This window comes from Novosphingobium sp. BL-S-34 (assembly GCF_056857015.1).
Map to the genome: position 1 here is coordinate 1,227,431 of NZ_CM166472.1, position 26,051 is coordinate 1,253,481.

22 protein-coding genes and 1 tRNA gene are annotated in these 26,051 nt (G+C 65.6%); 14 read left to right on the forward strand and 9 right to left on the reverse strand.

All coding sequences use genetic code 11. The features are described 5' to 3' along the window. The first annotated feature begins 126 nt into the window (after positions 1–126). The 3 genes from trpB (at position 127) to AC1VV3_RS05735 (ending at position 3,548) form a co-directional block, all read left to right on the forward strand. Positions 127–1,368, forward strand: a complete 1,242-nt coding sequence (gene trpB / locus AC1VV3_RS05725; protein ID WP_132263702.1) for a tryptophan synthase subunit beta — start codon at positions 127–129, stop codon at positions 1,366–1,368. Positions 1,369–1,372: 4 nt separating this feature from the next. Further along, positions 1,373–2,149 carry a tryptophan synthase subunit alpha gene (gene trpA, locus AC1VV3_RS05730; RefSeq protein WP_431566718.1) on the forward strand — a complete coding sequence of 259 codons (777 nt, stop codon included), beginning with the start codon at positions 1,373–1,375 and terminating at the stop codon, positions 2,147–2,149. A 103-nt stretch (positions 2,150–2,252) separates the two neighbouring features. Further along, entirely contained in the window at positions 2,253–3,548 is a 1,296-nt protein-coding gene (locus AC1VV3_RS05735) for a bifunctional folylpolyglutamate synthase/dihydrofolate synthase (RefSeq protein WP_431566717.1), read from the forward strand. Between the two features lie 3 nt (positions 3,549–3,551). Here the strand turns inward: AC1VV3_RS05735 and AC1VV3_RS05740 are convergent, their stop codons facing one another. After that, positions 3,552–5,234, reverse strand: a complete 1,683-nt coding sequence (locus AC1VV3_RS05740; protein WP_431566716.1) for an AmpG family muropeptide MFS transporter — start codon at positions 5,232–5,234, stop codon at positions 3,552–3,554. A gap of 110 nt (positions 5,235–5,344) precedes the next feature. Between AC1VV3_RS05740 and AC1VV3_RS05745 the strand changes: the two genes are divergently transcribed. Both AC1VV3_RS05745 and rsmD read left to right on the forward strand, forming a co-directional pair. After that, complete coding sequence (locus AC1VV3_RS05745) at positions 5,345–6,802, forward strand: pseudouridine synthase (protein WP_431566715.1); 1,458 nt, start codon at positions 5,345–5,347, stop codon at positions 6,800–6,802. A gap of 26 nt (positions 6,803–6,828) precedes the next feature. Beyond that, entirely contained in the window at positions 6,829–7,386 is a 558-nt protein-coding gene (gene rsmD / locus AC1VV3_RS05750) for a 16S rRNA (guanine(966)-N(2))-methyltransferase RsmD (protein WP_431566714.1), read from the forward strand. A gap of 45 nt (positions 7,387–7,431) precedes the next feature. Here rsmD and AC1VV3_RS05755 read toward each other — a convergent pair whose 3' ends face one another. Continuing rightward, positions 7,432–8,109 carry a hypothetical protein gene (locus AC1VV3_RS05755; protein ID WP_431566713.1) on the reverse strand — a complete coding sequence of 226 codons (678 nt, stop codon included), beginning with the start codon at positions 8,107–8,109 and terminating at the stop codon, positions 7,432–7,434. Positions 8,110–8,243: 134 nt separating this feature from the next. On the opposite strand from AC1VV3_RS05755, the gene AC1VV3_RS05760 reads away from it, so the two are divergent. Further along, on the forward strand, positions 8,244–10,544 hold the full coding sequence (locus AC1VV3_RS05760) for an ATP-dependent helicase (protein ID WP_431566712.1): 2,301 nt from the start codon (positions 8,244–8,246) through the stop codon (positions 10,542–10,544). 30 nt (positions 10,545–10,574) lie between these two features. On the opposite strand, the gene AC1VV3_RS05765 is transcribed toward AC1VV3_RS05760, so the two are convergent. The 3 genes from AC1VV3_RS05765 to AC1VV3_RS05775 all read right to left on the reverse strand — a co-directional run bounded on the left by AC1VV3_RS05765 (position 10,575) and on the right by AC1VV3_RS05775 (position 14,482). Beyond that, positions 10,575–11,993: a carboxylesterase/lipase family protein gene (locus AC1VV3_RS05765; protein WP_482962030.1), complete on the reverse strand. Its 1,419-nt coding sequence runs from the start codon at positions 11,991–11,993 to the stop codon at positions 10,575–10,577. Positions 11,994–12,189: 196 nt separating this feature from the next. Beyond that, entirely contained in the window at positions 12,190–13,626 is a 1,437-nt protein-coding gene (locus tag AC1VV3_RS05770) for a DEAD/DEAH box helicase (protein ID WP_482962072.1), read from the reverse strand. 247 nt (positions 13,627–13,873) lie between these two features. Continuing rightward, positions 13,874–14,482, reverse strand: coding sequence for a hypothetical protein (locus AC1VV3_RS05775; protein WP_132263716.1), 609 nt, complete (start codon positions 14,480–14,482; stop codon positions 13,874–13,876). A gap of 167 nt (positions 14,483–14,649) precedes the next feature. Here AC1VV3_RS05775 and AC1VV3_RS05780 point away from each other — a divergent pair, with 167 nt between their 5' ends. Together AC1VV3_RS05780 and AC1VV3_RS05785 are read left to right on the forward strand one after the other, a co-directional pair. Then, positions 14,650–16,071, forward strand: coding sequence for an FAD-binding oxidoreductase (locus AC1VV3_RS05780; protein WP_482962031.1), 1,422 nt, complete (start codon positions 14,650–14,652; stop codon positions 16,069–16,071). Positions 16,072–16,211: 140 nt separating this feature from the next. Further along, a complete protein-coding gene (locus tag AC1VV3_RS05785) occupies positions 16,212–16,982 on the forward strand; it encodes a SapC family protein (RefSeq protein ID WP_132263719.1) in 771 nt (256 codons plus the stop codon). A 343-nt stretch (positions 16,983–17,325) separates the two neighbouring features. Here the strand turns inward: AC1VV3_RS05785 and AC1VV3_RS05790 are convergent, their stop codons facing one another. Continuing rightward, the gene (locus AC1VV3_RS05790) at positions 17,326–18,276 is read right to left on the reverse strand and encodes an N-formylglutamate amidohydrolase (RefSeq protein WP_431566708.1); all 951 of its coding nucleotides are present in this window, start codon (positions 18,274–18,276) and stop codon (positions 17,326–17,328) included. A 177-nt stretch (positions 18,277–18,453) separates the two neighbouring features. On the opposite strand from AC1VV3_RS05790, the gene cpdR reads away from it, so the two are divergent. The 3 genes from cpdR (at position 18,454) to AC1VV3_RS05805 (ending at position 20,500) form a co-directional block, all read left to right on the forward strand. Continuing rightward, positions 18,454–18,828 carry a cell cycle two-component system response regulator CpdR gene (gene cpdR / locus AC1VV3_RS05795; RefSeq protein ID WP_134095451.1) on the forward strand — a complete coding sequence of 125 codons (375 nt, stop codon included), beginning with the start codon at positions 18,454–18,456 and terminating at the stop codon, positions 18,826–18,828. A 136-nt stretch (positions 18,829–18,964) separates the two neighbouring features. Next, a tRNA-Val gene (locus AC1VV3_RS05800) sits at positions 18,965–19,039 on the forward strand. Positions 19,040–19,276: 237 nt separating this feature from the next. Next, entirely contained in the window at positions 19,277–20,500 is a 1,224-nt protein-coding gene (locus AC1VV3_RS05805) for an NADP-dependent isocitrate dehydrogenase (protein WP_431566707.1), read from the forward strand. 117 nt (positions 20,501–20,617) lie between these two features. Here AC1VV3_RS05805 and AC1VV3_RS05810 read toward each other — a convergent pair whose 3' ends face one another. Together AC1VV3_RS05810 and AC1VV3_RS05815 are read right to left on the reverse strand one after the other, a co-directional pair. Further along, positions 20,618–21,463 carry a TauD/TfdA dioxygenase family protein gene (locus AC1VV3_RS05810; RefSeq protein WP_431566706.1) on the reverse strand — a complete coding sequence of 282 codons (846 nt, stop codon included), beginning with the start codon at positions 21,461–21,463 and terminating at the stop codon, positions 20,618–20,620. A 125-nt stretch (positions 21,464–21,588) separates the two neighbouring features. Then, a complete protein-coding gene (locus AC1VV3_RS05815) occupies positions 21,589–22,176 on the reverse strand; it encodes a TetR/AcrR family transcriptional regulator (RefSeq protein WP_134095359.1) in 588 nt (195 codons plus the stop codon). A 103-nt stretch (positions 22,177–22,279) separates the two neighbouring features. On the opposite strand from AC1VV3_RS05815, the gene AC1VV3_RS05820 reads away from it, so the two are divergent. The 3 genes from AC1VV3_RS05820 (at position 22,280) to AC1VV3_RS05830 (ending at position 24,290) form a co-directional block, all read left to right on the forward strand. After that, on the forward strand, positions 22,280–23,362 hold the full coding sequence (locus tag AC1VV3_RS05820; protein ID WP_431566705.1) for a PA0069 family radical SAM protein: 1,083 nt from the start codon (positions 22,280–22,282) through the stop codon (positions 23,360–23,362). Positions 23,363–23,396: 34 nt separating this feature from the next. Next, positions 23,397–23,930: a hypothetical protein gene (locus AC1VV3_RS05825; RefSeq protein WP_482962032.1), complete on the forward strand. Its 534-nt coding sequence runs from the start codon at positions 23,397–23,399 to the stop codon at positions 23,928–23,930. Positions 23,931–23,999: 69 nt separating this feature from the next. Next, positions 24,000–24,290 (forward strand): hypothetical protein, encoded by a 291-nt coding sequence (locus tag AC1VV3_RS05830; RefSeq protein WP_132263733.1) that lies wholly within the window; start codon positions 24,000–24,002, stop codon positions 24,288–24,290. 17 nt (positions 24,291–24,307) lie between these two features. Here the strand turns inward: AC1VV3_RS05830 and AC1VV3_RS05835 are convergent, their stop codons facing one another. Then, positions 24,308–25,942 carry a long-chain fatty acid--CoA ligase gene (locus AC1VV3_RS05835; protein ID WP_431566704.1) on the reverse strand — a complete coding sequence of 545 codons (1,635 nt, stop codon included), beginning with the start codon at positions 25,940–25,942 and terminating at the stop codon, positions 24,308–24,310. Positions 25,943–26,051: the final 109 nt, after the last annotated feature.

The following is a 26,051-nucleotide window of genomic DNA, read 5'->3' on the forward strand; positions in this document are numbered from 1 at the left end:
CTTACAGACATTATCTTGCCATTGCAGGTGCGTCTGTTGCATGATTTGCAATTGAAAACGGGTTGGCGCACCCCAAGGAAGCAAGGCGCTGGACTTGCAGGTCGCGCTCTGCCAATCGCCCGTTTCATGACCGCACCGACGCCCGTGAACAGTTTCCGCTCCCTGCCCGACGAAACCGGCCACTTCGGCCAGTTCGGCGGTCGCTACGTTGCCGAAACGCTGATGCCGCTGATCCTCGATCTCGAGAAGGAATACCGCAAGGCACAGCAGGATCCGGCGTTCTGGGCCGAATTCGACGCGCTGATGAAGGACTTCGTCGGCCGCCCCAGCCCGCTCTACTACGCCCCGCGCATGACCGAGCATTTCCGCGGCCTCGCGCCGGCCGGAAAGGGCCCGAAGATATACTTCAAGCGCGAAGAGCTGAACCACACCGGCGCGCACAAGATCAACAACTGCATCGGCCAGATCCTGCTGGCCATCCGCATGGGCAAGAAGAAGATCATCGCCGAGACCGGCGCCGGCCAGCACGGAGTCGCCACGGCCACCGTCGCCGCGCGCTTCGGTCTGCCCTGCAAGATCTTCATGGGCGCCAAGGATATCGAGCGCCAGAAGCCCAACGTGTTCCGCATGAAGCTGCTGGGCGCTGAAGTCGTCTCCTGCGAAAGCGGATCGCAGTCCCTCAAGGACTCGATGAACGACGCGCTGCGCTACTGGGTCGCGAACGTCCACGACACCTTCTACATCATCGGCACCGCCGCCGGCCCGCACCCCTATCCGGAACTGGTGCGCGATTTCCAGTCGATCATCGGCAAGGAAGCGCGCGAGCAGATGCTGGAGAAGGAAGGCCGCCTGCCCGACATGCTGGTGGCGGCCGTGGGCGGCGGATCGAACGCGATCGGCCTGTTCCACCCCTTCCTTGACGATCCCGAAGTGGCGATGACCGGCATCGAAGCCGCGGGCCACGGCATCGAGACCGACAAGCACGCCGCCTCGCTTACCGGCGGCAAGCCCGGCATCCTGCACGGCAACAAGACCTACCTGCTCCAGGACGAGGACGGCCAGATCACCGAGGCGCACTCGATCTCGGCCGGTCTCGACTATCCGGGCCTCGGGCCGGAGCATTCCTGGCTGCACGAGAGCGGCCGCGTGAACTACGTGCCGATCACGGATACGCAGGCGCTGGAAGCGTTCCAGCTCTGCTGCGAACTCGAAGGCATCATCCCGGCGCTCGAAAGCGCGCACGCCCTCGCCGCGCTGCCGCAGCTGACCGCCGAGATGGACGAGGACAAGCTGCTCGTCGTCAACGTCTCCGGCCGCGGCGACAAGGACATCTTCACCGTCGCCGAAGCGCTTGGCGTGGAGCTTTAAGCTAATGACTCGCTTCGAAAACGCATTCGCCAAGGGCCCGGCGCTCGTCTGCTTCATCACCGGGGGTGACGGCGATACCGCCGCCAATCTCGACGCGCTGGTCGCGGGCGGTGCCGACGTGATCGAACTGGGCATGCCGTTCACCGATCCCATGGCCGACGGCCCGGCGATCCAGGAAGCGAACATCCGCAGCCTCGATGCCGGCACCAAGACCGCCGACGTGTTCCGCATCGCCAGCGAATTCCGTGCGCGCCACAGCCAGGTGCCGCTGGTGCTGATGGGCTACGCGAACCCGATGATCGCGCGCGGCGCGGACTGGTTCGCCGGTGAATGCGCGAAAGCCGGTGTGGACGGCGTGATCTGCGTGGACATCCCGCCTGAGGAAGACGCCGAACTCGGCCCTGCCCTGCGCGACAAGAGCGTTTCGCTCATCCGCCTCGCCACGCCCACCACCGATGCGGCGCGGCTTCCTGCCGTGCTCGAAGGCTCCTCAGGCTTCCTCTACTACGTCTCGGTCGCAGGCGTCACCGGCATGCAGCAGGCGGCACAAGGCTCGATCGAGGATGCCGTGGCCAAGCTCAAGGCCGCCAGCACCATCCCCGTGGCCGTCGGTTTCGGCGTGCGCACCCCCGAACAGGCGAGCGCCATTGCCAGAGTGGCGGACGGCGTCGTCGTCGGCTCTGCACTGGTCGACCTGGTCAAGCAGCACGGCACCGACGCTCCTGCCCATCTGCGCGCCCTGACGGCCTCGCTGGCCGAAGCGGTCCACACCGCGCGCTGACCCTTCTGTTTTTCGTCATTGCCAATCGCATGACGACAACGCAATTCCAGCATCGCGGCGGCCTCTTGCAGGTTGCCGCGATGTGCTTTTCCGGACGGGTGCCATGAAAGACTTCGCCGTTTCCGAAGACCCCCGCGTCCAGGCCCAGCTCAACCGGCTGGAGGCGCTGTCGCTGCCGCAGGGACGCTTCGGGCTGGAGACCATCCTGACCCTGCTCGACCGAGTCGGTAACCCGCAAAAGCGCCTGCCGCCGACCTTTCATGTGGCCGGCACGAACGGCAAAGGTTCGACCTGCACTTACCTTCGCTTCATGCTGGAAGCGCAGGGCCTGAAGGTCCACTCGGCCACCAAACCGCACCTCGTGCGCTACAACGAGCGTATCCGCCTTGGCGGCAAGCTGATTTCCGACGGAATGCTGGCCGACCTGCTCGCCGAAGTTCTCGATGCGGGCGAGGATCTCCAGCCCAGCTTCTTCGAAGTGACGACGGCCGCGATCTTCCTCGCTTTCGCGCGGGAACCTGCGGATGCCTGCGTGGTCGAGGTCGGCCTCGGCGGGCGGCTCGATGCCACTAACGTGCTGGAACACCCGGCCGCCTGCGGTATCGTGACGCTGGGCATCGACCACGAGGCGTTCCTGCTCCGCCCGGAGCCTGGCGCGCCCGAGGACCCGCTCGCCCGCATCGCCTTCGAAAAGGCCGGCATCGTCCGCAGCCCTGCCCCCGTCGCCACCCTGGCCTATCCCGAAAGCGCAGCCCTGGAGATCGAGCGCGCCGCCATGACCGCCGGCGCCCCGCTGCACATGCGCGGGCGCGACTGGGACGCGGGCGTGGGCGACGTGATCGAATATTCGGACCGGCACGGCGAACTCACCCTGCCGCTGCCGAGCCTGCCCGGCCTGCACCAGGCGGAGAACGCCGCACTGGCCGTCGCCATGCTGCGCCATCAGGACCGGGTGAACGTCGCGCCAGAGGCCATGGCGGAGGGGATTCGCGCCGCACACTGGCCCGCGCGCCTGCAACGGCTCTCCCAAGGTCCGCTTACCCGTCATGCCGGAGGGCGCGCCGTCTGGCTGGACGGTGGCCACAACCCCGACGCCGGACGTGCCATCGCCCGTCATTTCGCCGGGCAGCGGCTGCATCTCGTGATCGGCATGCTGGCCAACAAGGACCCGCGCGCGCTCACCCAGCCGCTGGCCGAAAGCGTCGCCAGCATTCGCGCGGTGCCGGTGCCGGGCCACGACTGCCACGGTGCCGCGAGCTTCGGCCCGGGCGCGCTCGGCGCCGAAAGCGTGGCCGATGCGCTTGCCGCGCTGCCGGACGATGGCCTGCCGGTATTGATCGCCGGATCGCTCTATCTGTCCGGCGTGGTGCTCAAGGCCAACGACGAAGTGCCGGACTAGGCCTCAGGCCAGGCGCGCGCGCCGCGCCTGGCGGGCCACGCGCCACCATTCCAGCAGGCACAGGACGATGGCGATCGTGCCGATCCAGGTGACGAGCACGAACATCCGGTAATAGCCCTGCTGCTGGATGAGCTGTCCCAGCGCGCCGCGCCCCAGCGTTCCCACCAGCAAGGTCAGCGAGGAGAGCAGCGCATATTGCACCGCGCTGTAACCCTTGGAGACGATGGACGAGAGCCAGGCGATATAGGCCGCGCCGGCAATGCCCGTCGCCAGGTTCTCCGTGCCGATCGTGACCATCAGCGTGCCCAGGCGCGGCTCTCCGCCAAGCTGCTCGACCAGCCAGGTCACGCCCAGCAAATCGCTCACCAAGGCCATGCGCGCGCCGCCGAGGGCGAGGTCCGCATAGAGCAGGTTGGTGACCGCTGCGAGGATCGCGCCGAGCGTGAGCGTGGCCATGCGGCCGATCACCGTCAGCAGCGTACCCCCGAGCGCGAGGCCCAGAACGATGGCGCCCACGCCGAAGAACTTGGAGGCGATGGCCACTTCGTCCTTCGTGTACTTCAGTTCGCCCAGGTAGAAGGGATAAGCGAAAGTGCCCCAGATCGAATCGCAGATGCGATACGTCAGCACCAGCGCCAGAGCGAGCACCAGGCCCCAGCCCATGCGCCCCACCAATTCGGTCAGCGGCAGGATCAGGGCGCGGTAGAGGTGGTCCGCCACGCGCGAACCGGTCCCGTCGTGCGGCACGGCCTGCGTCAGGAGATGACGTCCGCTGCGCTGCAGATAGACCAGCACCGCCGCGATGGAGGCAGGCAGGATGATGGTGGCGATGACGATGAGCGGGCCGGTGGTCGACACGAAATCGACGGCATCGGGCCGCGCTCCCGGATCGCTGCCCAGCGAGCGGACCATGAAGATTCCCACGGTAACCAGCGCCCAGCCCCACAGCAGGCCCACCAGCGCCAGCGCAATCGTGCGCACGCGCGGGCTCAACTGCCCCGCCTCGCGCAGTTCCAGCAGTTCGTCCCGGTCTTCGGCGCTCGGCGCGACAGCATCCGCATCGGGCGCGAAGAGGCAGATCACGCCCGCAGCCACGAGAATCAGCCCCATGACCAGGAACACCGAAGTCCAGCCGATCCGCTCGGCCAGGATCAGGGCCAATGCCCCGCCGACGAGCGCGGCGATGCGATAGCCCATCTGGAATACCGTAGAGAGCATGTCGATGGTCGCCACGTCGTCCGCCACGTCGACGCGCCAGGCGTCGATGGCGATGTCCTGCGTGGCCGAGGCGAAGGCGCCGATGCCCGCCAGCAGCGAGAACAGGCCCAGCGCCGCGACCGGATCGAGCTGCGACAGCGTCACCAGAATGATGCCGAGAAGGACCTGCGCCGTCACGATCCACTGCTTGCGGCGGCCAAGGCGGCGAAGGCCGGGCAGGTCGATGCGGTCGAGCGCGGGCGACCAGAGGAACTTGAACGCGTAAGCCAGCCCGATCAGCGAAAATACGCCCATCGTCTCCAGATCGACATGGGCATCGGACAGCCAGGCATAAAGCGTGCCGAGCAGGAGCGAGTACGGCAGACCGGCCGCAAACCCGAAGACCGCCATGAACCCGGTCTTCCGATTGCCCAAAGCGCGAATCACCGTCCCCAAGCCGGGCTTCGGGGCAGCAGAGGCTTCAGACATCCAATATTCTCCGTTGGCAAACTCCGGGGACGGGCCCTGCGCGACCGTAACGCGTGGTTTCCCGAAGGGAAGGCTGGATGAAGCGGCGATCAACAGGTATGGGCGGGCGAATGTCCAAACCTCCTTTCAAATCCGGCGGCCCGAAGCGTGGCGGCTCTTCCCGCGATGGCGGCTCCTCGCGTGGCCCCTCGCGCACCACTTCAGGCACCTCGGGCCGGCGCGGCGCCGACCGGACGGCACGCGACGGCGCGACCCGGAGCGATGCGGGACGGGAAGAAGGCGGCCGGGGACGCGCGTTTCGCGATGGCCCCGCACGGGATGCGCGCGATACGCGCAGCGCCCGGGATTCGCGGGACGGCCGCAACCCCCGCGATACGCGATCGACGCGCGACGAACGCCCCGCCCGCGGCGGCCGCTCAGGCCGCAGCGGCCGTGACGAAAAGCTCTTCGGCCGTAACGAACGCCCCGTGCGCGATGAACGTCGTTCGCGCGATGATCGTCCGGCCCGCACCGAACGCCCTGATCGTGGCGACCGTCCCTTCCGCGAGGATCGGCCTTTCCGCGAAGATCGGCCATCGCGCGATGGCGCCCCGGCACGCGGCGAGCGCTCTGCCCGCACCACCGCTCCGGCGCGTGACGCCGCGCCGCGCCGCGGCCCCGGCGCTCGTTTCGGCGAGCAGGAATCGCGCGGCAGCGCTTATGCGCCGCGCGGTCCCCGTCCGTCGGATTCCGGCCGCTTCGACAGTGAACGCCCGCGTCGCAAGCCCCCCCGCTCGGCGCCCCAGGCGGCAGCGCCCACGCCCAAGTCCGCCGGGTTGCCCGTGCGCGAGGGCGAGCGCATCGCCAAGCTGCTGGCCCGTGCCGGCATCGCCAGCCGCCGCGAAGCCGAACGCCTGATCATCGAAGGCCGCGTGAAGCTGGGTGAAGACGTGATCGAGACCCCCTCGACCGTGCTCGCCAACCTCAAGGGCGTCACCGTGGACGGCAACCCGGTCCGCGAGGCCCAGGAAACCCGCCTCTTCGCCTTCCACAAGCCGGCCGGCCTGCTCACCGCCGAGCGTGATCCCGCCGGCCGGCCGACGATCTACACCGCCTTGCGCAATGCCCTGCCCGAAGGCAGCGGCAGGGTGATGCCGATAGGCCGTCTTGATCTCAGTACCGAGGGGCTGCTGCTGCTGACCAATGACGGCGAGTTCAAGCGCGAGCTGGAACTGCCCGCCACCGGCGTGCCGCGTACTTATCGCGCCCGTACTTTCGGCGACATCAGCCAGGGACAGCTCGAAGACCTGATCGAAGGAATCGAGATCGAAGGCGTGGTCTACGGCAAGATCGACGCCAACATGGAGCGCCGCACCGGGCGCAACCAGTGGATCGAGATGACTCTGACCGAAGGTAAGAACCGCGAAGTCCGCCGTGTTCTCGAACACCTCGGCCTTCAGGTCAGCCGCCTGATTCGCACGTCTTACGGACCTTTCCGCCTGCTCGACCTGCCCAAGGGCATGGCCTTCGAGGTTAGCCAGCGCGATCTCGAAAACTTCCGCAAAACCCTGCCGAGCATCAAGTCGTGAAGGGGCCCGCGGCCAGGGGCACAGCCGTGAAGACGGGCCTGCGCATCGTCGCGGGCGAATGGCGCGGCCGCAAGCTGGCAGCGCCCGAAGGCGATACCACCCGGCCGACGGCGGACCGCACGCGAGAGACGCTGTTCTCGATGCTGGCCAGCCGGCTCGGTACATTCGAGGGCCTGAAAGTCGCGGATCTCTTCGCGGGATCGGGTGCGTTGGGCCTTGAGGCGCTGTCGCGCGGCGCGGCCCATTGCCTCTTCGTCGACCAGGACCCGGCAGCGGTCCGCGCGATTCGCGCCAATATCGCCAATCTTCAGGCCCAAGGCCGGAGCGACGTTCGCGCCGGGTCGGTCATGGCGCTCGGCCCCGCCAAGGGAACACTCGACCTCGTTCTGCTCGACCCGCCTTACGAGACGGGCGCCGGCGCAGTCGCGATCGACAAGCTCGCGCGGCTCGGCTGGATCGGCGAACAGACCTGGGTCAGCCTGGAGACCGCCAAGACGGAAGGCGTTTCCATCAAGGGCTTCGAACTCGAAAGCTCGCGCGATGTCGGCAAAGCCCGCCTGCATCTGCTGCGGCCCGTCGGCTAGAAGGCAGTACCGTCCCGGACAAGGTTCGGGACGGTCTCGCCCGGCTTACTTGCCGCCGCGATTGCGACAGCCATCCTTCACGGTCTTGCTGCAGACCGGATAATCCTTGTTCATCGCGGTCGCAGGCGGCGGCGTCATCGCACCCTTGTAGGGGCCGCCCTGATAGGTCTGGTCGGCCGGCATGGCCGGACGCACCGTCTGGTCGGCATATTGCGGATCGGGAACGCCGGTCGTCGGCATGCCTTCACCCGGAGGGTTCGCCTGTGCCGGGGGCGTCGTCGGTGTCTTGCCGGCCATCTGCTGCGATATCGAGTTCCAAGCGATCGCCTGCTGCTCCGGGGTCATCTTGTAGATTTGCCCGCGCTGGTCCGGGGTGAGCGCCCAGTAGCCCTTCTGCTGCGGCGCCGTGAGGCTCCAGTAATAGGCTTGATACTCCGGCGTCCACGAGTCGTAATCCGCGCGCTGGGCGGCCGGCCAGGCGTCGTACATGGACTTCTGGTCGGGTGTCATGGTCGAGGAGGTGATGGGCTTGGCCCCGGCCATGCCCGAGGGCATGCTGGAATCGGAAGGGGTTGCGGGCGGCGGCGGGGCTTCCGGCACAGGGGGCATCTCGCCGGCAGTGTCCGGGGTGCCGGTATCCCCAGCGGTGTCTTGGGCCTGGACGGCGCCGGACATGCCCAGGATGGCCAGGGCTGCCGCGCCCGAAAGGAGATATTTGTGCATGACTCACTCTCCATCTGCTCGTGTTTCTGGTTATTCTTTTCCGTGACTAGGCGACTCCCGGCGCCGGGGGATTGTTCCGGGGCTGCGACGAACCGGCCTTGCGCCACGACATCCCGTTCCCTAGATGTTCACGGGTGAACGATCTGCAATCCTCCCTGCCCGAAGCCTCCTCGGACCCCCTGCTGGAAGGGCTCAACCCGCCGCAGCGAGAGGCCGTGCTGACCACCGAAGGCGCGGTGCTGATGCTGGCCGGGGCCGGCACGGGCAAGACGGCGGCGCTCACCCGCCGCCTCGCGCATCTGGTGCGCAGCCGCCTCGCCTGGCCGAGCGAGATTCTCTGCGTCACGTTCACCAACAAGGCCGCCCGCGAAATGCGCGAGCGCGTGGGGCACCTGATCGGCCCGGCCGTGGAAGGAATGCCCTGGCTGGGCACGTTCCACGCCATCGCCGCCAAGATGCTGCGCCGCCATGCGGAGCTGGTGGGGCTGCAACCCAACTACACGATCATCGATACCGACGATCAGTTGCGCCTGCTCAAGCAACTCATCCAGGCCGAAGGGCTGGACGAAAAGCGCTGGCCCGCCCGCCAGCTTGCAGGTTGCATCGATCGCTGGAAGAATCGCGGCCTCAACCCGGCCGACCTCGATGCAGGCGAGAACGAGGCCTATGCCAATGGCCGCGGGCAGAAGTTCTACCAGCTCTATCAGGACCGCCTGAAGGCCGTGAACGCCTGCGATTTCGGCGACCTCCTTCTGCACATGCTCAACATCCTGCGCACTCACCGCGAGGTGCTGGAACAGTATCAGCAGCGGTTCAAATACGTGATGGTGGACGAGTACCAGGACACCAACCAGGTCCAGTACCTGTGGCTCCGGCTCATCGCGCAGGAGCGCAAGAACATCTGCGTGGTGGGAGACGACGATCAGTCGATCTATTCCTGGCGCGGCGCCGAAGTGGCCAATATCCTCAAGTTCGAAAAGGATTTTCCGGGCGCCAAGGTGATCCGGCTGGAGCAGAACTATCGCTCCACCCCGCAGATCCTCGCCGCCGCTTCGGGCCTGATCGGCGAGAATACCCAGCGCCTCGGCAAGACGCTGTGGACCGAGCGCCATCCCGGCGACAAGGTCCGCGTGATCGGCGTCTGGGATGCCCCCGAGGAAGCGCGCCGCGTGGGCGACGAGATAGAGCGGCTGGAACGCGAAGGCGCCCCGCTCGACCAGGTGGCCATCCTGGTGCGCGCACAGTACCAGACCCGCGAATTCGAAGACCGGTTCATCTCGATCGGCATGAAATACCGCATCGTCGGCGGCTTCCGCTTCTACGAACGCGCCGAGATCCGCGATGCCCTCGCCTATCTGCGCGTGATCGCGCAGCCGGCGGACGACCTTGCCTTCGAGCGCATCTACAATGCCCCCAAGCGCGGCCTGGGCGCCAAGGCGCTGGAGGCGCTGCACACACTCGCTCGCCGCCGGAACATCCCGCTTGCCATGGCCGCGATCGAGATCGCCGACAGCGACGAATTGCCGGCCCGTCCGCGCAACACGTTCCTGTCGCTGATGCGCGACTTCGCGCGGTGGCGGGACCTTTCCGGCACCGAGAACCCAGCCGATCTCATGCGTACCGTCTTGGATGAGAGCGGCTATACGGACGCGCTCCAGGCCGAGAAGACGCCCGAAGCCAGCGGACGCCTCGAAAACCTCGTCGAACTGGCGCGGGCCATGGAGGAATACGAGACGCTCGGCGATTTCCTCGAGCACGTCAGCCTGGTCATGGACAACGACGCCGCCTCCGACGAGGAAAAGGTCACGATCATGACCATGCATGCGGCCAAGGGACTCGAGTTCGAGCATGTGTTCCTGCCCGGCTGGGAGGAAGGCGTGTTCCCCTCGCAGCGGGCGATGGACGAAGGCGGATTGGCCAGCCTGGAGGAAGAGCGCCGGCTCGCCTACGTCGCGATCACCCGCGCGCGGCGCAAGTGCACCATCCTGCACGCGGCCAATCGGCGGATCTACGGCCAGTGGACCAGTTCGATCCCCTCGCGCTTCATTGCCGAACTTCCGGACGATCACGTCGAGAGCGAAACCACGCTGAGCGGCGGCGCTTCGCTCTGGCGGGCGCAGTGGTCCGAAATGGCGGATCCCTTTGCCGAAGTGGCCCGCGCCCAGCCCGCCCGCACGGTAACGCGCGGCCCGGGGTGGCAGCGCGCCGCAGCCCGGGAATTCGATACCACGCCGCGCAAGATCGCCGAATCGACGCGCAGTGCGGCCAGCTTCGCCGCCAAACCGCGTACCGACATCGAAATCGGCAGCCGCGTGTTCCATGAGAAGTTCGGCTACGGCGCGGTGATCTCCCAGGAAGGCAACAAGCTGGAGATCGAATTCGAACAGGCCGGGCTCAAGCGCGTGCTCGACAGTTTCGTCAAACCGGCAGGCTGACGCGGGCCAACCTGCCAGCTTGATGCCATTTCAGAGGCCGGTCTTTACCGGCGCCGCGCGAATCTGCTCGATCCACGGATCGCGTTCGAAGCGCGCCGTGCCATCGGCTGCAAAGTCGAGAAGATCCCCGCCCTCCCCGGCGCGCGGCGACCACTTCGGCAAGGAGGCGCCGTTGGGATCGCCGGTGCGCGCGAAATTCACGAGATAGGCGCTGACGATCCGGCCCATCGCCTTGTCCCGCGCACTGGTCCGGTCTCCATATTTCACCGCCTGGGTATCGAGGAAGAACGGGATGTCGGTAGCGTGGCCGGCACCCTTGCCGCCGCCTTCCAGCGAGGACGCAACGTAGGAGAAGCGGTACTCGTAGACCGGAACGCCCGCCTTGGCGACAAGGCCGGAGATCTGCCGCGCGCCGGCTACCATGCCGCCACTGACGCCGCCGATGTCGTCGCTGGTCGCGCCGATCATCATCGGAACGTGGTGGAAACGGTTGGTTTCATAAGCCTCGCGCTGGTCCACCGCTATGCGGCCATCGGAGAAGGGACTGGCGAAGGTCCGCAAGCCCCCGGGCGGCGTGAACAGCGCCGCGAGATTGAGGCCGTCGATCACTTGCTCGGCCGTCAATCCGCGCAATTTCGCCAGAGCCTCCGGGTCGCCCGGAGCGATGCCCTTGGACTGCCCGAAGCGGCCACCGATCTCTTCCGCCGCGGCAAGATCCGGATTGGCCAGGCTCGTGCCGTTCCCGCCCGACATCACGACCGCTTTGTGAAACAGGCCATCGGCCTCGGGCGAGGTCACGAGATTGTTCACCGACATGCCGCCGGCGCTCTCGCCGATGATGGTGACATTGGCCGGATCGCCCCCGAAAGCCGCGATGTTGCGCTGAACCCAGCGCAGCGCGGCGAGCTGGTCCATGTAGCCGTAGTTGCCCACCATCCCGCCGTCCTCCGCCGCCCGGGTAAGCGCCGGATGCGCGAAAGTCCCGAAGCGACCGATGCGGTAGTTGAAGCTGAAGAACAGGACGCCCTGCCGCGCCAGTTCCGCGCCGGAATAGGTCGGCGGCGAAGCGCCCCCGTTCACGAAGCCGCCGCCGTAGATCCACACGACCACCGGCAGCTTGCCCTTGGCTGCGGCAGGACGCCAGACATTGGCGTAGAGGCAATCCTCGGCAGGCGGCGTGCCGAGCGGCGCCGCGTCTCCGTCGAAGGGCTTCTGCATGCAGTCATGGCCATAAGTCGTGGCCTCGCGGGTTCCCTGCCAGGCGGCGGCGGGTTGCGGCGCGCGCCAGCGCAAGGGACCGACCGGCGGCGCGGCGAAAGGAATGCCCTTCCAGCTGGCCACGCCGTTCTCGACGCGGCCGGCCAGCTTGCCGCCCTCGACGACCGCTTCCGGCCGGGGACCGGCCTGCGCGCCGCAGGAAGCCGCAAACACGCCTACGAACGCCAGCATGTACCTGTATTTCATCGGATCCCCGCAGCAGACAGCCTCTTCGAAAGCAGTCTGGCATGCGGCCGTGCAGCCACGCAAGCGAGATCACCCACGCTCAGGCGCAACGCAAAAACGCCCCGCTTCCTCCGAAGAGAAAGCGGGGCGTTTTTGAATTAGCTGGAAAAACACCCTTCAGGGCATTTCCCCGATCGTGCGCTCAGGCGAGCGCCGAAACGTGGAGGAATTCCGGGATCGGGCCGTTCCAGCCGTCGTCAGCCGGCTCCTGATCGCGGCGGCGCGACCGGTTGCCATCCGAACGGCGCTCGCGGCGCTGCTCTTCCCCGCGGCTTTCGCGGCGCGGTGCACGCTCTTCGCGGGCAGGCCGCTCTTCGCGAACCGGCGCGCGCTCTTCACTAGCGACTCGCTCTTCGCGCACCGGGCGCTCCTCACGGGCCGGACGCTCTTCGCGGGCCGAAGACCGCTCACGCTTTTCACGGCGGGGCTTCTCTTCACGGGCCGGAGCCTCAGCGGCCTCCTCGGCCGCCATCTGATAGACCGGGATCTTCCCGCCAGTGAGCTTTTCGACATTGTCGATCGCCTCGGCATCTTCCGGGGTCACGAACGTGAAAGCACGGCCCGATGCGCCGCCACGGCCCGTGCGGCCGATGCGGTGGACATAGTCGTCCGGGTGCCAGGGCGTATCGAAGTTGAAGACGTGGCTTACGCCCTTCACGTCCAGGCCGCGGGCAGCGACGTCGGACGCGACGAGGATATTGACCGCACCATCCTTGAACCGCTGCAGCTCTGCCAGACGGGCGGGCTGGTCCATGTCGCCATGGATTTCGCCGGCCGCAAAACCATGCTGTTTCAGGCTCTTGGCCAGTTCGCGAACGGTAGTCTTGCGGTTGGCGAAGACGATCGCGGTAGAGACGTTGTCAGTGCGAAGCAGGTCGCGCAGCACTTCGCGCTTCTTGCGCGACTGCACCGCCACCTTGTGCTGGACGATATTGGTGTTCGCCGTCGCCGGGCGGGCGACTTCGATATATTTCGGGCTCGACAGGAAGCGATCCGCAAGCTTCTTGATCACGGGCGGCATGGTCGCCGAGAACAGCAGCGTCTGCCGGTTGGTCGGCAGCTTGGAGCAGATCGTCTCGATGTCGGGGATGAAGCCCATGTCGAGCATGCGGTCCGCCTCGTCGATGACGAGCAGTTCGCAACCCGTGAGCATGATCTTGCCGCGCTCGAACAGGTCCATCAGGCGGCCCGGAGTCGCGATCAGCACGTCGACGCCGCTTGACAGCGCCTTGAGCTGATCACCCATCTGCACGCCGCCGATCAGCAGGGCCATCTTGAGATCGTGGTTCTTGCCGTACTTCTCGAAGTTTTCGGCAACCTGCGCAGCGAGTTCGCGCGTCGGCTCGAGAATCAGCGAACGCGGCATCAGCGCGCGGCGTCGGCCATGCGCGAGAATGTCGATCATCGGTAGCACGAAGCTGGCCGTCTTGCCGGTCCCGGTCTGGGCGATGCCGATGAGGTCCTTCATCATCAGGACCGGCGGGATGGCTTGCGCCTGAATGGGAGTCGGCTCGCTATAGCCAGCGGTTTCAACCGCTTGCAGCAGTTCGTCAGACAGGCCGAGATCGGCAAAGTTCATAGACAGACAGGTCTCATAGGCAGGAGTCTTGCGAGAATGCAGGGTACTTCGATTATGTCGCGGCGCGGCAGCGAGACCCGAATCATATGATTCACGCGCATGCCAATCGTACACCTGCGCGCCGCCTAGGCGGGAAATACCGCAGAAGTCAAGGAAATCCACGCCCTGCCCGCTTCAGGCCGCAAGATTCGCCTTCGCAAAAGCCGCGCGAAACGCATCTGTCGCCCCGCGCGTGTTCCGTGACAGCCTATCGCGCCACCACAAGCTGACGGATGCGTGACAGCTTGCAGGTCGTGCCGCTGCGCGAAAGCAACTCGTCGCGATCGATGCAAAGCTGGCCGTCGGACGTGCGGGAAAGCAGGAAACCCGAGTAGAATGCGCCTGCCCGGCACCCGCGCTCCAGGTCCGCGCCGACCACGCGGCGATCGCGCATGAACAGCAGCAGGCGGCTCTGACCGTCGGGCTGGACCCCGGCAATCCCGGACATCGGCAGGCACTTGCCGATCTTGCGTTCCGAATAACGCGGCCGATCGTCCTCGCGCCCCGGCATGCCCATGAGCATCTCCGGCGGAGCGGGCATCTGCGCGCGCGGGCTGATTCGGATGGTCATGCGCTGCTCGATTCGCACCTGCCAGGCACTGTCCGGCTCGACATGCTCGAAAGCCTCGGCGGCGAAGCGCCATGCGCTGGGCGAATCGGGCAGTTCTTCCGGCCAGACGTAGCCCTGCTCAGCCGGCGCGGCCGTGGCAGCGGGGGTTTCTGGACGATCTTCGTGCTTCGCGCGCCCACCTCCGCCCAGGCCGACTGCGGGAAGCAGCAGCGCAAACGGATAGAGCAGGACGGAAGCGAGATTCATGAAAAGGAACGGTCCCCGGGCGCGCTTTAACCGTCGCCATAGCGCAGGAGCTTGAACCAGCGCTTAACTTGGCGCAACGCCAACCGCCTTCCTATCCCGCGAAGAGTGCTGCCTATCTTGCGAAGAGTGCTGGTGAAACCTGTTCGCGCCTGTGCCATATCGCCCCCATGACCCATACCGACAGCTTTCTCGCCGAAGCCGCCGACCTGCTCGGTCCGCGTGGATTCACCACCGATGCGGAACTCGTCACGCCCTGGCTGACCGACTGGCGCGGCCGTTACACCGGCGCGGCCGTGGCGCTCGCCTCGCCGGCTGATGCGGAGGAAGTCTCCGCGCTTCTGCGGCTCTGCTCGAAGCACGGCGTGCCGATCGTACCGCAGGGCGGCAACAGCGGCATGTCCGGTGGCGCGACCCCGGACGCCAGCGGTTCGGCGCTGCTCCTGTCGCTGCGCCGGATGAACGCGATTCGCGCGCTCGATGCCGAGGCCCGGCAAGTAACCTGCGAGGCGGGGGTCGTTCTCCAGACGCTTCACGAAGCTGCCGAAGCGCAGGACTTGCGCTTTCCCCTCTCGCTCGGCGGCAAAGGCTCCGCCACGGTCGGCGGGCTGATCTCGACCAATGCCGGCGGCACCCAGGTGCTGCGCCATGGTTCGATGCGGGCCTTGGTGCTGGGGTTGGAAGCCGTCATGGCCGATGGCCGGATCTTCTCGATGCTGACGCCGCTCAAGAAGGACAACCGCGGTTTCGACCTCAAGCAATTGCTGATCGGGTCCGAAGGGACGATGGGCGTGGTCACCGCCGCAACCCTCGCCCTGCTCCCGGCCGTCGCCGAACGCGTGGTCATCTGGGCAGGTGTTCCCTCGCTGGGCGCGGCGCGAAAGCTCCTGCTCCACTGCGAGGCGGCGGCCGGAGAGGCGCTCGAAGGCTTCGAAGTGCTGCCCCAGGCCTGCCTCGAAGCCGTGCTCGACCACTTGCCCGATGCGCGCGCGCCGCTTGCAGACGCGCATGCTTGGCACGTCCTGATCGAAGTGGTGGCGGACCGCTCGGCAGCCGCGACCCTGCGGGACCGCTGCGAGGCGATGATGGCCGATGCCTTCGAGGGCGAACTGGTGGAGGACGCCGCCATGTCCGCCAGCGAAGCCCAGGCTGAGGCCATGTGGCTCCTGCGCGAATCGATCTCGCCCGCCGAGCGGGCCCGCGGTCCGGCGGTCCAGCACGACATTTCGGTGCCGGTCGAGAAGATGCCCGACTTCGTGGAAACGACCATCCCGATGATCGAGGCGAAATGGCCCGGCACCGAGGCCATCGCTTTCGGACATCTCGGAGACGGCAACGTGCATTACCACGTCATCGCCCCCAGCGTGACCGACGGCCCCGCCTGGCAGGCCGGCGAGGGCAAGGCGATCAGCCGCTACGTCCACGACCTCGTCACCGAATGGGGCGGCTCGATCTCGGCCGAGCACGGCATCGGCCAGCTCAAACGCGACGAACTGGCGCGCCTCGGCGATCCGGTGGCCCTGTCCATCCTGCGCGCGGTGAAACAGGCACTCGACCCGCAAGGGCTGCTCAATCCCGGCAAGCTGATCTGACAGGATAATATCGCCGAACACGCCGCCAAAAGCCGACTCGCGCAATATCCCCGTTCCGGCGGGGCCGGCGCTTGCGCCCGCCCCGCGCAGCCCCTAAAGCGACGCCTTCAAAATTTCCCTGTCTTGCGGAGAGTATCGCAATGGCCACCGCGCCGCAGAATCCTGCCCTGCCCCTGTTCTACAAGGACCTCGTGCCGCTCAATTCGCAGCAGCACACCACCTGGAAGACCCGCTCGACCGACAAGGCGACCTGGCTCGTCGGCGTGAATTCGATCCCGCTGACCGTCGAGGAATTCCCGCAGGCGCAGCGCAACTTCCCGATCATCTTCACGGCAGGCGAAAATCCGGTCCCGCTGGTGCTGATGGGCATGAACGAAGGCGTGAACGTCTACGTCGACGAAGACGGCACCGTGAACACCCCGGTCTACATTCCGGCCTACGCGCGCCGCTATCCCTTCATGCTGGCACGCCTGCGTCCCGACGCCGAGGAACTGTCGCTCTGCATCGACCCGACCAGCGACCTGGTGGGTGAAGGCGACGAGGGCGAAGCCCTGTTCAACGGCACCGAGCCGACCGAAGCCACCACCAACATGCTCAAGTTCTGCGAGAACTTCGAGATCGCCGGCACCAAGACCGCCAACTTCATGGCGGAATTGGCCAAGCACAACCTGCTGATGGACGGCGAGCTGAACATCGACATCGGCACCGGCCAGCCCTTCACGTATCGCGGCTTCCAGATGGTCGACGAGAACAAGCTGCGCGAAATGCGCGGTGACGTTCTGCGCCAGTGGAACCAGAACGGCATGCTGCCGCTGATCTACGCCCACCTCTTCTCGCTCGACCTCGTACGCGAGATCTTCGGCCGCCAGGTTTCGCAGGGCAAGGGCCCGCAGATCCTGCCGAGCGCCTGAGAACCAGCGGCTAAACCCGCTCGGAGCGGAGGTTTATGACAAATTTGTCACACCTCCGCTCCATTATGCGACGCTATCCAAACGCGCTCTTGCAAAACATATGTTGCGTACCCCATTCTAGGGGTTGAATGTGCGATCAGGCTTGCTATGTTAGGGCTACCTGATCGGCGCTACCCTCATGGCCCGGTCAGGCTGGTGCACATCGTGCACCTCCTCCCTGAACCTTGGCCACCTCGCGCATTGCGCGAGGTGGTTTTTTATGGGCTCAAGCGATTCTGAAGACCGCATCGCCTGCGGGCATTTTCCAGATCTCAGATATACGCGGTTTCGAGCGGCACCCGGGCTATTCGGCCGCCTGCGCCATACCCCTGCCCGAATCCTGCGCCAACTCGCAGACGGTCGCAGCCAGTTGGCGTACCAGCCCTGACAGCAGTTCTATCATCGCCTCCATGCCCGGACCCGGCTCCAGCAGACGCGAATCGAGGTAGCAGCTACGGTCGATCTCCAGCTGCATGGCATGGATCGCCTCGGCAGGCCGCCCATGTCGCTCCAGCACATATCCGCCCGCGTAGGGACGATTGTGCGACGCCTCCCACCCATGATGCGCAAAGTGCGAGAAACAGGCTCCCACAAGGCTGCCGTGGCAACTGGCACCGAACTTGTCCCCCAGCACGAAACGCACAGGCTCGGAGCCAAGCCGCGCCGCCAGCGGCGGCATGGAGTGGAGGTCGAGCAGCAATGCCGCCCCCCAGCGCTCACGCAGCCCGCTCAGGGCGCTCGCCAGGGCCGCATGGTAAGGTTCATGCACCCCGTCGATCCGAGCCCTGAGATCGCTCTCCTCGAGCCGGCCGCGCCAGATTTCTCCGACACCGGGAAGGCGGCGCGGTATCAGCCCCAGTCCGCTTCGCACCCGCCGACTCGGCAATCCGCGATGTCCGGCAGGGCGCGACGCGCGCGAAAACATGTCCCAGTCGACATCGTCGGGCGCGCGGTTGAGATCGATCATCGCGCGCGGCGCCTGGGCGAACAGCAGCGAAGCGCCCGTCGCCCGCGCCACGCCCTTGGCGATGCGGTCGACAAGGCGATCCTCCAGCCTGATCGAGACGGTTTCCGGCTGCCGCATGTCCTTGAGAAGCGACGAAGGATAGGCCCGCCCCGCATGAGGCGCCGCGATCAGGACGGGAATGGCCGAAGGTTCGGGCGCCGATAGGACGAAAGCGGGAATGCCGGGAGCGCCGGGAATGCGGCCTCCGGCACCTTGTTGCGAATCATTCGCGCCCAATGGATCGATCATGCCCACTACGCTGGCCCTTTCCAGTCCCGCTGTCAAAGCGTCCCGATCCCGATCACTTCGTAATCCTAGCGAGAATTTTAACCAGACAGGGGTTATGGCTTGGAGCATAAGAGCGTGCGACGCGCCACCCGACGAATCTGGCCGTGGTTTGGCCCCGAATCTGGATATGAAAACGCGATGATCCGCATCCTGCTTGCCGAAGACGACCAGGCCATGCGCACTTATCTTGCCCGCGCGCTGGAAAACGCCGGCTATGATGTGCTGGCCGTCGATCGCGGCACCGAGGCCCTGCCTTATTTGGAAAGAGAACACTTCGACCTTCTGCTTTCGGACATCGTCATGCCCGAAATGGACGGAATCGAACTGGCGCAGCGCTGCGCCGAAGTTTCTCCGATGACCAAGGTGATGTTCATCACCGGCTTCGCCGCCGTGTCCTTGCGCGCCAGCCGTGAGGCGCCGCACGCCAAGGTCCTGTCCAAGCCTTTCCATCTGCGTGATATCGTTATGGAAGTTCAGCGCGTATTCGGCCTTTCAGAGCACGCGCGGCTCTGATCGAAACTATCCACAGGGCTATCGACAGGCCCAAAGAAGTTTTTTGAAAAAACCGGTTGCCAACCCTCGGGACCACCGTTAGAGGGCCACTCCACCGAGCGGCACACAATGCCGCAACGGACCGACCGAATGGTGTGGGCGTATAGCTCAGTGGTAGAGCACTATGTTGACATCGTAGGGGTCGCAAGTTCAATCCTTGCTACGCCCACCATTCGGACAGTCGGCCAGAACTAGGGCCGACCTTCCCCAAATTTCTACAATTTGACGGAACGCGGATTGCCGCGGCAGCGGCCAGTCCGGTTCGCCCCGGACGATCGCCAGCGCGTAATGCGCGGCGCGCAACTCCGCCCCCGCGCAAAGCGGGTGCCCTGCCCGACAGCGCCTTGCCAGCCGTGCCCCGCCTGCCTAAGAGACCCCCAATTTCTCACCTCCAGGGGAGTTTTCCGGAATGGCAAAAATCAAGGTCAAGAATCCCATCGTCGAGATGGACGGCGATGAAATGACGCGGATCATCTGGGAATGGATCCGTGAACGGCTGATCCTCCCCTACCTCGACATCGATCTCAAGTATTACGATCTGTCCGTCGAGAAGCGCGACGAGACCGACGACCAGATCACCGTCGACGCCGCGAACGCCACCAAGGAACATGGCGTTGCCGTCAAGTGCGCGACCATCACCCCCGACGAAGCGCGCGTCACCGAATTCAGCCTCAAGAAGATGTGGAAGTCGCCCAACGGCACGATCCGCAACATCCTGGGCGGCGTCGTCTTCCGCGAGCCGATCGTGATCTCGAACGTCCCCCGCCTGGTTCCGGGCTGGACCGACCCGATCGTCGTCGGTCGTCACGCTTTCGGCGACCAGTACAAGGCCACCGACACCCTGATCCCCGGCCCCGGCAAGCTGCGCCTGGTGTGGGACGGTGAGAGCGGCGAGAAGATCGACCTCGACGTGTTCGACTTCCCGGCTCCGGGCGTCGCCATGGCGATGTACAACCTGGACGAATCGATCCGCGACTTCGCGCGTGCTTCGTTCAACTACGGCCTCAACCTCGGCTGGCCGGTCTACCTTTCGACCAAGAACACGATCCTCAAGGCCTATGACGGCCGCTTCAAGGACCTGTTCCAGGAAGTCTTCGAAAACGAAGGCTTTGCCGCCAAGTTCAAGGACGCCGGCATCACCTACGAGCACCGCCTGATCGACGACATGGTCGCCTCGGCGCTCAAGTGGTCGGGCAAGTTCGTCTGGGCCTGCAAGAACTACGACGGCGACGTCCAGTCGGACACCGTTGCACAGGGCTTCGGCTCGCTCGGCCTGATGACCTCGGTCCTCCTCTCGCCCGACGGCAAGACCGTGGAAGCGGAAGCCGCTCACGGCACCGTGACCCGTCACTACCGCCAGCACCAGCAGGGCAAGGCCACCTCGACCAACCCGATCGCCTCGATCTTCGCCTGGACGCGCGGCATCGCCTATCGCGGCAAGTTCGACGAAACGCCGGAAGTCGTGAAGTTCGCCGAGACGCTGGAACAGGTCTGCATCGAAACCGTCGAAAGCGGCAAGATGACCAAGGACCTCGCGCTGCTGATCGGTCCGGACCAGAACTGGATGACCACCGAGCAGTTCTTCGAGGCCATCGTGCAGAACCTCGAAACCAAGATGGCTGCCTGGGCCTGAGCCTTTCGCATCCAAGCCCCGGGTCTTCGGACCTGGGGTACAAAAAACCCTCCGCCTTCGCAGGTGGAGGGTTTTTTCTTGTCCCGGGCGGCGGCACCCTGCCTAATGGAGCGCGCCTTATTCGAAGGGTTCTTCGCCTTCGAGCTTGGTGCGATGCATCATGCGGCCGCAAGTGGGGTCATAGGCCTCGGCCCGGTGCATGGTGCCGGTGTTGTCCCACATGACGAGATCGCCCACTTCCCACTCGTGGCTATAAGTGAACTTCGGCCCCGTCGCCCATTCGCGCAGACCATGGATGATCATCGCGCTCTCGAGCGCGGACTTGCCCACCACTTGCGCCGAAGTGCAGCCGATCACCAGGCTCTTGCGGCCAGACTTGTGCTTCCAGACGAGCGGCAGTTCCTGCTCACCGATCTGCGCATAGCCCTGCAACTTGGCGAGGCTAGGCTCGGGCTCGTAATAGAAGAGGCTGGCCCAGGGGCCGTGGATCATGCGGTACTGCTCGTATTCGGCCTGCTTGTCCGCCGGCAGTTCCTCGAAAGCGGCGTAAGTGTTCGCGAAGCCGGTGTTGCCCGTGCCGCGGGGGCTGGGCACGCGGCAGGACAGCAGCGAGGCCAGGATGGGTACATCGTTGCGGGTGCCGTCGATGTGCCAATAGAGCGAGCCCTTCAGATACTCGGCGCTCATCGGGTTTTCCTTGGCGTCGAGGGTGATCTTGGAAATCACCTCCTCGCCGCCCTTCCGCTCAGGCGCGAACGTGCCGAGCGTCTTGGTGAAGGCGACCTGCTCCTCGTCCGTGAAATTCACTTGCGGGAACACGAGCACGCCGCGCGCCTCCAGCAGCTCACGGATTTCGGTGGCCACGGTTCCGGCGAGCAGGTCTTCCCTGCTGTTGAGCACGCGGCTGCCGATCTTCGGCTTGATCTCTTCGGCCTTCAGCCTGGTCTGGGTCTCGACCGACATCCTGGAATTCTCCCGTCATATTGGGCCCGCTGAATCAGCGGCTCACGAGAGTTCCAATATCACGGCCTGAACGCCTGTTCAAATCGGCGCGAGCGCGTCGCGGCGATGGATCGCCCTTGCGAAAGTCAGCCCGCGCCCTGCAGGCGATCGAGCCAGGATTCGACGATGCGGCGCGCCTGTTCGTGGCCCATCTCGGCGCCCAGCCCTTCCTCCATCACGATGCAACGGCCGATACCGGCAAGGATCACGGTGAGCCCGGCCGGGTCGAAGCCCTCCACGGCCTTCAGCCGATCGCCCAGCAGGCGCTCCAGGATCTCGACCTGGCGGCGGCGCATGGCGATGCTGTGCTCGGCCATCTTTTCGCGCACGGCCGGGCGATGGTTGGCCAGGGCCATGAATTCGACGGACATGGCCGTGCGGCTGGTATCCACGAAGAACCCCCAGAGCGCCCGGACAGGATCGGCGGAGGCCAAAGCCTCCTCGATCATCTGGTCGCTGTCTGCCGCGCCCTGGCGGCACACTTCCAGAAGCAGATCGTCCGTGGTGGGGAAATAATAGTGCACCAGCGACGGCTTGAGCCCTGCGCGTGCAGCCACGCGGCGCGTGCTGGCGGCGGCATAGCCTTCGTCCCGGATCAATTCCACGGTCGCCGTGACGATGCGCGCTCGCGTCGCGGATGTCTCGGCCCCTATCCTGCGCGCTGCGCCTGCCATCGGATTTCCTTTGCTTGTCGGGCCTGCCTAGGGGCTGGCCGGAGCAATATCAACCGAACGGCTTTGGCTTGCATTTTGTTCTCTTTTTGTTCATACGAATCGCATGCGAGTTCCTGGGCCAATCCAAAAGGGAAGAGGTGCCGTCAGCGGCCAGGCCAGTCGGCGTTTCAACCTGCCGCAGCGGGAGAGCGACGGGGACTGGATGGATGCCGCGGAAGAGATCGACGGTCCGGCGCGGCACCCGGCCACGACAGTTACCGAGGAGCATCCTCGCTCGATCCTGTCGTTCAACAAGTCTCCGGACATCCCTTTCGACCGCTCGATCAACGCTTACCGGGGATGCGAGCATGGCTGCATCTACTGCTTCGCGCGGCCGACCCACGCCTATCACGACCTTTCGCCCGGCCTCGATTTCGAAACGAAGCTCTTCGCCAAGCCGGATGCGGCACGGTTGCTGCGCCAGACCCTGGCGAAGCCCGGCTATCGGCCCGCTCCCATTGCCATAGGCACCAATACCGACCCCTACCAGCCGATCGAAAGCCGCTATCGGATCACCCGCAATGTGCTCGAAGTCTGCCTGGAAACGCGGCATCCGGTAACGATCACCACCAAATCGGATCGGGTTCTGCAGGATCTCGACCTGATCGCGGAACTGGCCAAGCTGAAGCTGGTGGAAGTGGGCATATCGGTGACGAGCATGGATCCGAAGCTTTCCCGCCTGCTGGAACCGCGAGCGGCTGCGCCTGCCAAGCGCATCGCCGCGCTGGGGCGTCTGGCGGATGCGGGCGTGCCCGCCCACGTTTCGATTGCGCCGGTCATTCCTTCGATTACCGATCAGTTTCTCGAAGATATCCTTCATGCCGCGAAGGATAAGGGTATCGACCGCGCGACATGGATCATGGTCCGCCTGCCCCATGAAGTGGCGCCCCTGTTCCGCGAATGGCTGGATGTGCATTTTCCGGATCGGGCGGGCAAAGTCATGGCCACGATCCAATCTCTGCGCGGCGGCCGCGACAACGATCCGGATTTCTTCACCCGCATGCGCCCCACCGGCGTCTGGGCCGATCTGTTCCGCAGGCGATTCAAGGTGGCGATGACCCGCATGGGATTCTCGAAACCGGCGATCCTGCTGGACAGCACGGCCTTCCGCCGGCCGTCGCTGGACGGTCAACTTTCGCTGCTATAGCCTTCGTTTCGAAATACAGGTGGAGGCTGATTCCATGTTGCTGGCAACTCTCGCTCTTTTGGCCGCCACTGTCGCGCCGGCGGCTTCCACCCCAGCCGCTCCGCCTGCCTCTGCCTCTGCCCCCGCCAACCCTGTCGAGACAACTCGCATCGCAGCCGCACCGCCGGCCTTCCGCGCGCTTTCCTGCGCCCGGGGATGCCTTTCCGCTATCGAGGCGGTAACGTATGCCTCCTATCTCGGCGAAAAAGCCGGGGTGGCCGGCATGTTCGAAATGCCCGTCGTCGAAGTCGGGCAGCAGAACGGACTGTTCTACCTCAACTCCGAAGACGACTACCGCGACCGCAATTGCCTGACCGTGGCCATGACGCCTGCGGCTATGCAGGCCTTCATCGGCACGGTCGATCTCGACCAGGTCCGCAAGCGGCTTCAGAAGCGCCGGATCGTGGTGCGCGGGGTTGCCCAGCAGGTGCGGATCAACTTTTCCTCCGACGGCAGGCCCTCCGGCAAGTACTATTACCAGGTCCATGTCCGCGTCGGTGAAGCGAGCCAGGTGCGCGTGACCGTCTGAGGCGCTCCGCAACCGAAAACCATCCTCGCGCGTTCCCTGCCCAACGATAAAAATGGACAGGAGGCTGTCATGGCCGATGAAACCGTAACGACCGAACGCGCGCCCGAAGCTCCGACCACCACCACGACGATCATCCGCGAACGCGGATCATCGGGAGGAGCGACGGGCATCGTGATGGCGCTGATCCTGCTGATCGCGGTTGTCGGCGGCATCTACCTCTTCAGCAAGGGCACGCAGAGCGAAACCGCCAAGGACGATGCCATCACCGAAGCGGCCAACAATGTAGGCTCGGCCGCGAACAAGGTCGGCAACGCGGCAGAGAACGCTGCCGACAACGTCCAGAAGAACGACGGTAACTGAGCGGCCCTGCTGAAGGGTCAATCCGGCAGGCGATAACCCCGGAAACGTTCGCGCAGGTCTTTCTTGCTGATCTTCCCGCTGCCGGTGTGGGGTATGTCGGACACGAATTCGATCGCGTCCGGCAACCACCACCTGGCCACTCGGCCCGCCAGGAATGCCAATAGCTGGCGCTCGTCGATCGCGCTTTCCGGTCTGCGGATGACGACCAGCAGCGGCCGCTCGTCCCATTTCGGATGCGAAATGCCGATGGCCGCCGCTTCCATGACATCGGGATGCGCCACGGCGGCATTTTCGAGTTCGACCGAACTGATCCACTCGCCGCCGGATTTTATGAGATCTTTGGTGCGATCCGTGATCCGCAAGGCGCCGTCGGGCTGGATCGCAGCCACGTCGCCAGTATCGAACCACTGATCGCTGTCTACGCAGTCCTCCTCGGCACCGAAATAGCGGCGTACGGTCCAGGCACCGCGCACTTGCAGGGCGCCGGACGATGCCCTGCCCTCCGCTCCGATGCCCCCGACCTCGATGCCGTCTGCCTCGCCGCCTGCCTTCTCCTCTCCGGCGAGAGGGACGATGCGGACTTCGCTGCCGTAGAGCGGGCGGCCCTGGAAGCTCTTGACCAGGACCTGCTCCTCGAAGGTCATATCGTCCCATCCGGCCGGTTCGTAAGTGACCGTTGCGATCGGCGAGGTTTCCGTCATGCCCCAAGCCTGGACCACGCGCACGCCGGCACGCATCAGCCGCTCGACCACGCTCGGCGGTACGGCGGCGCCGCCCGAAAGGGCCTGGCGGATAGGCGGCATGTCCCTTCCCGTGCTGTCGAGGTGCGCGAACATCGAGAACCAGACGGTCGGTACCCCGGCCACATGGGTAACCGCTTCGTTTCGCAGGAGATCGCAGAGCGTCTCAGCCTCGCTGGTCTGGCACCAGACCATCTTCGCGCCGACCGCGGCGCAGGCCCAGGGCAGCCCCCAATCGTTCGCATGAAACATCGGCACCACCGGCAGGACGCAGGATCGCGGCTCCAGGGCCAGGCAGGACGGTGCAATGATCGCCAGGGTGTGAAGCACGTTGGAGCGGTGGGAATAGAGCACCCCCTTGGGATGCCCGGTCGTACCGCTGGTATAGCACAGCATGCAGGCATCGCGCTCGGCTCCCGGCGTCCAGAGCGCCCGGCCGTCCTCCAGCCCGATCCAGTCATCGAAACAGGGCCCGCATGCCGCCGAATCGAAGCAGATGGCATGGGCGATGGAGGGGCAGCGCGGCAGCAGGCGTTCGACGAGGGGCTGGAACGCCGCGTCGTAGATCAGGACGCGGTCGGATGCGTCGTTGACGATCCAGGCGAGTTGGTCCTCGAAGAGCCGAGGGTTGAGGGTGTGGAGCACACAGCCCGCGCCGGTTACCCCGAACCAGGCCGCCAGGTGCCGCCCGTGGTTCATCGCCAGCGTCGCCACGCGGTCTCCGGGATAGATGTCCAGCCGCCGCAGCGCCTGCACCATCTTCAGGGCATCGTGCCTGATGCCGGCCCAGTCCGTTCGGGTTTCGCTGCCGTCGACCCAGTGCGTGACGATCTCGCGCGTGCCGTGCTCGCGCGCGGCGTGATCGAGCAGCCCCGTCACGCGAAGGTCCCATTCCTGCATCGCCCCAAGCATCGGGTGCCTCCCCTCTTCCTGCGGCTGCCCCCGTGGAGGAAGGCCCGCCAAGGCAAAAGGTAGGTGCAGTTTGCCCCTGATAGCAAGCTGCCGCGACCGGCCGCGCGGC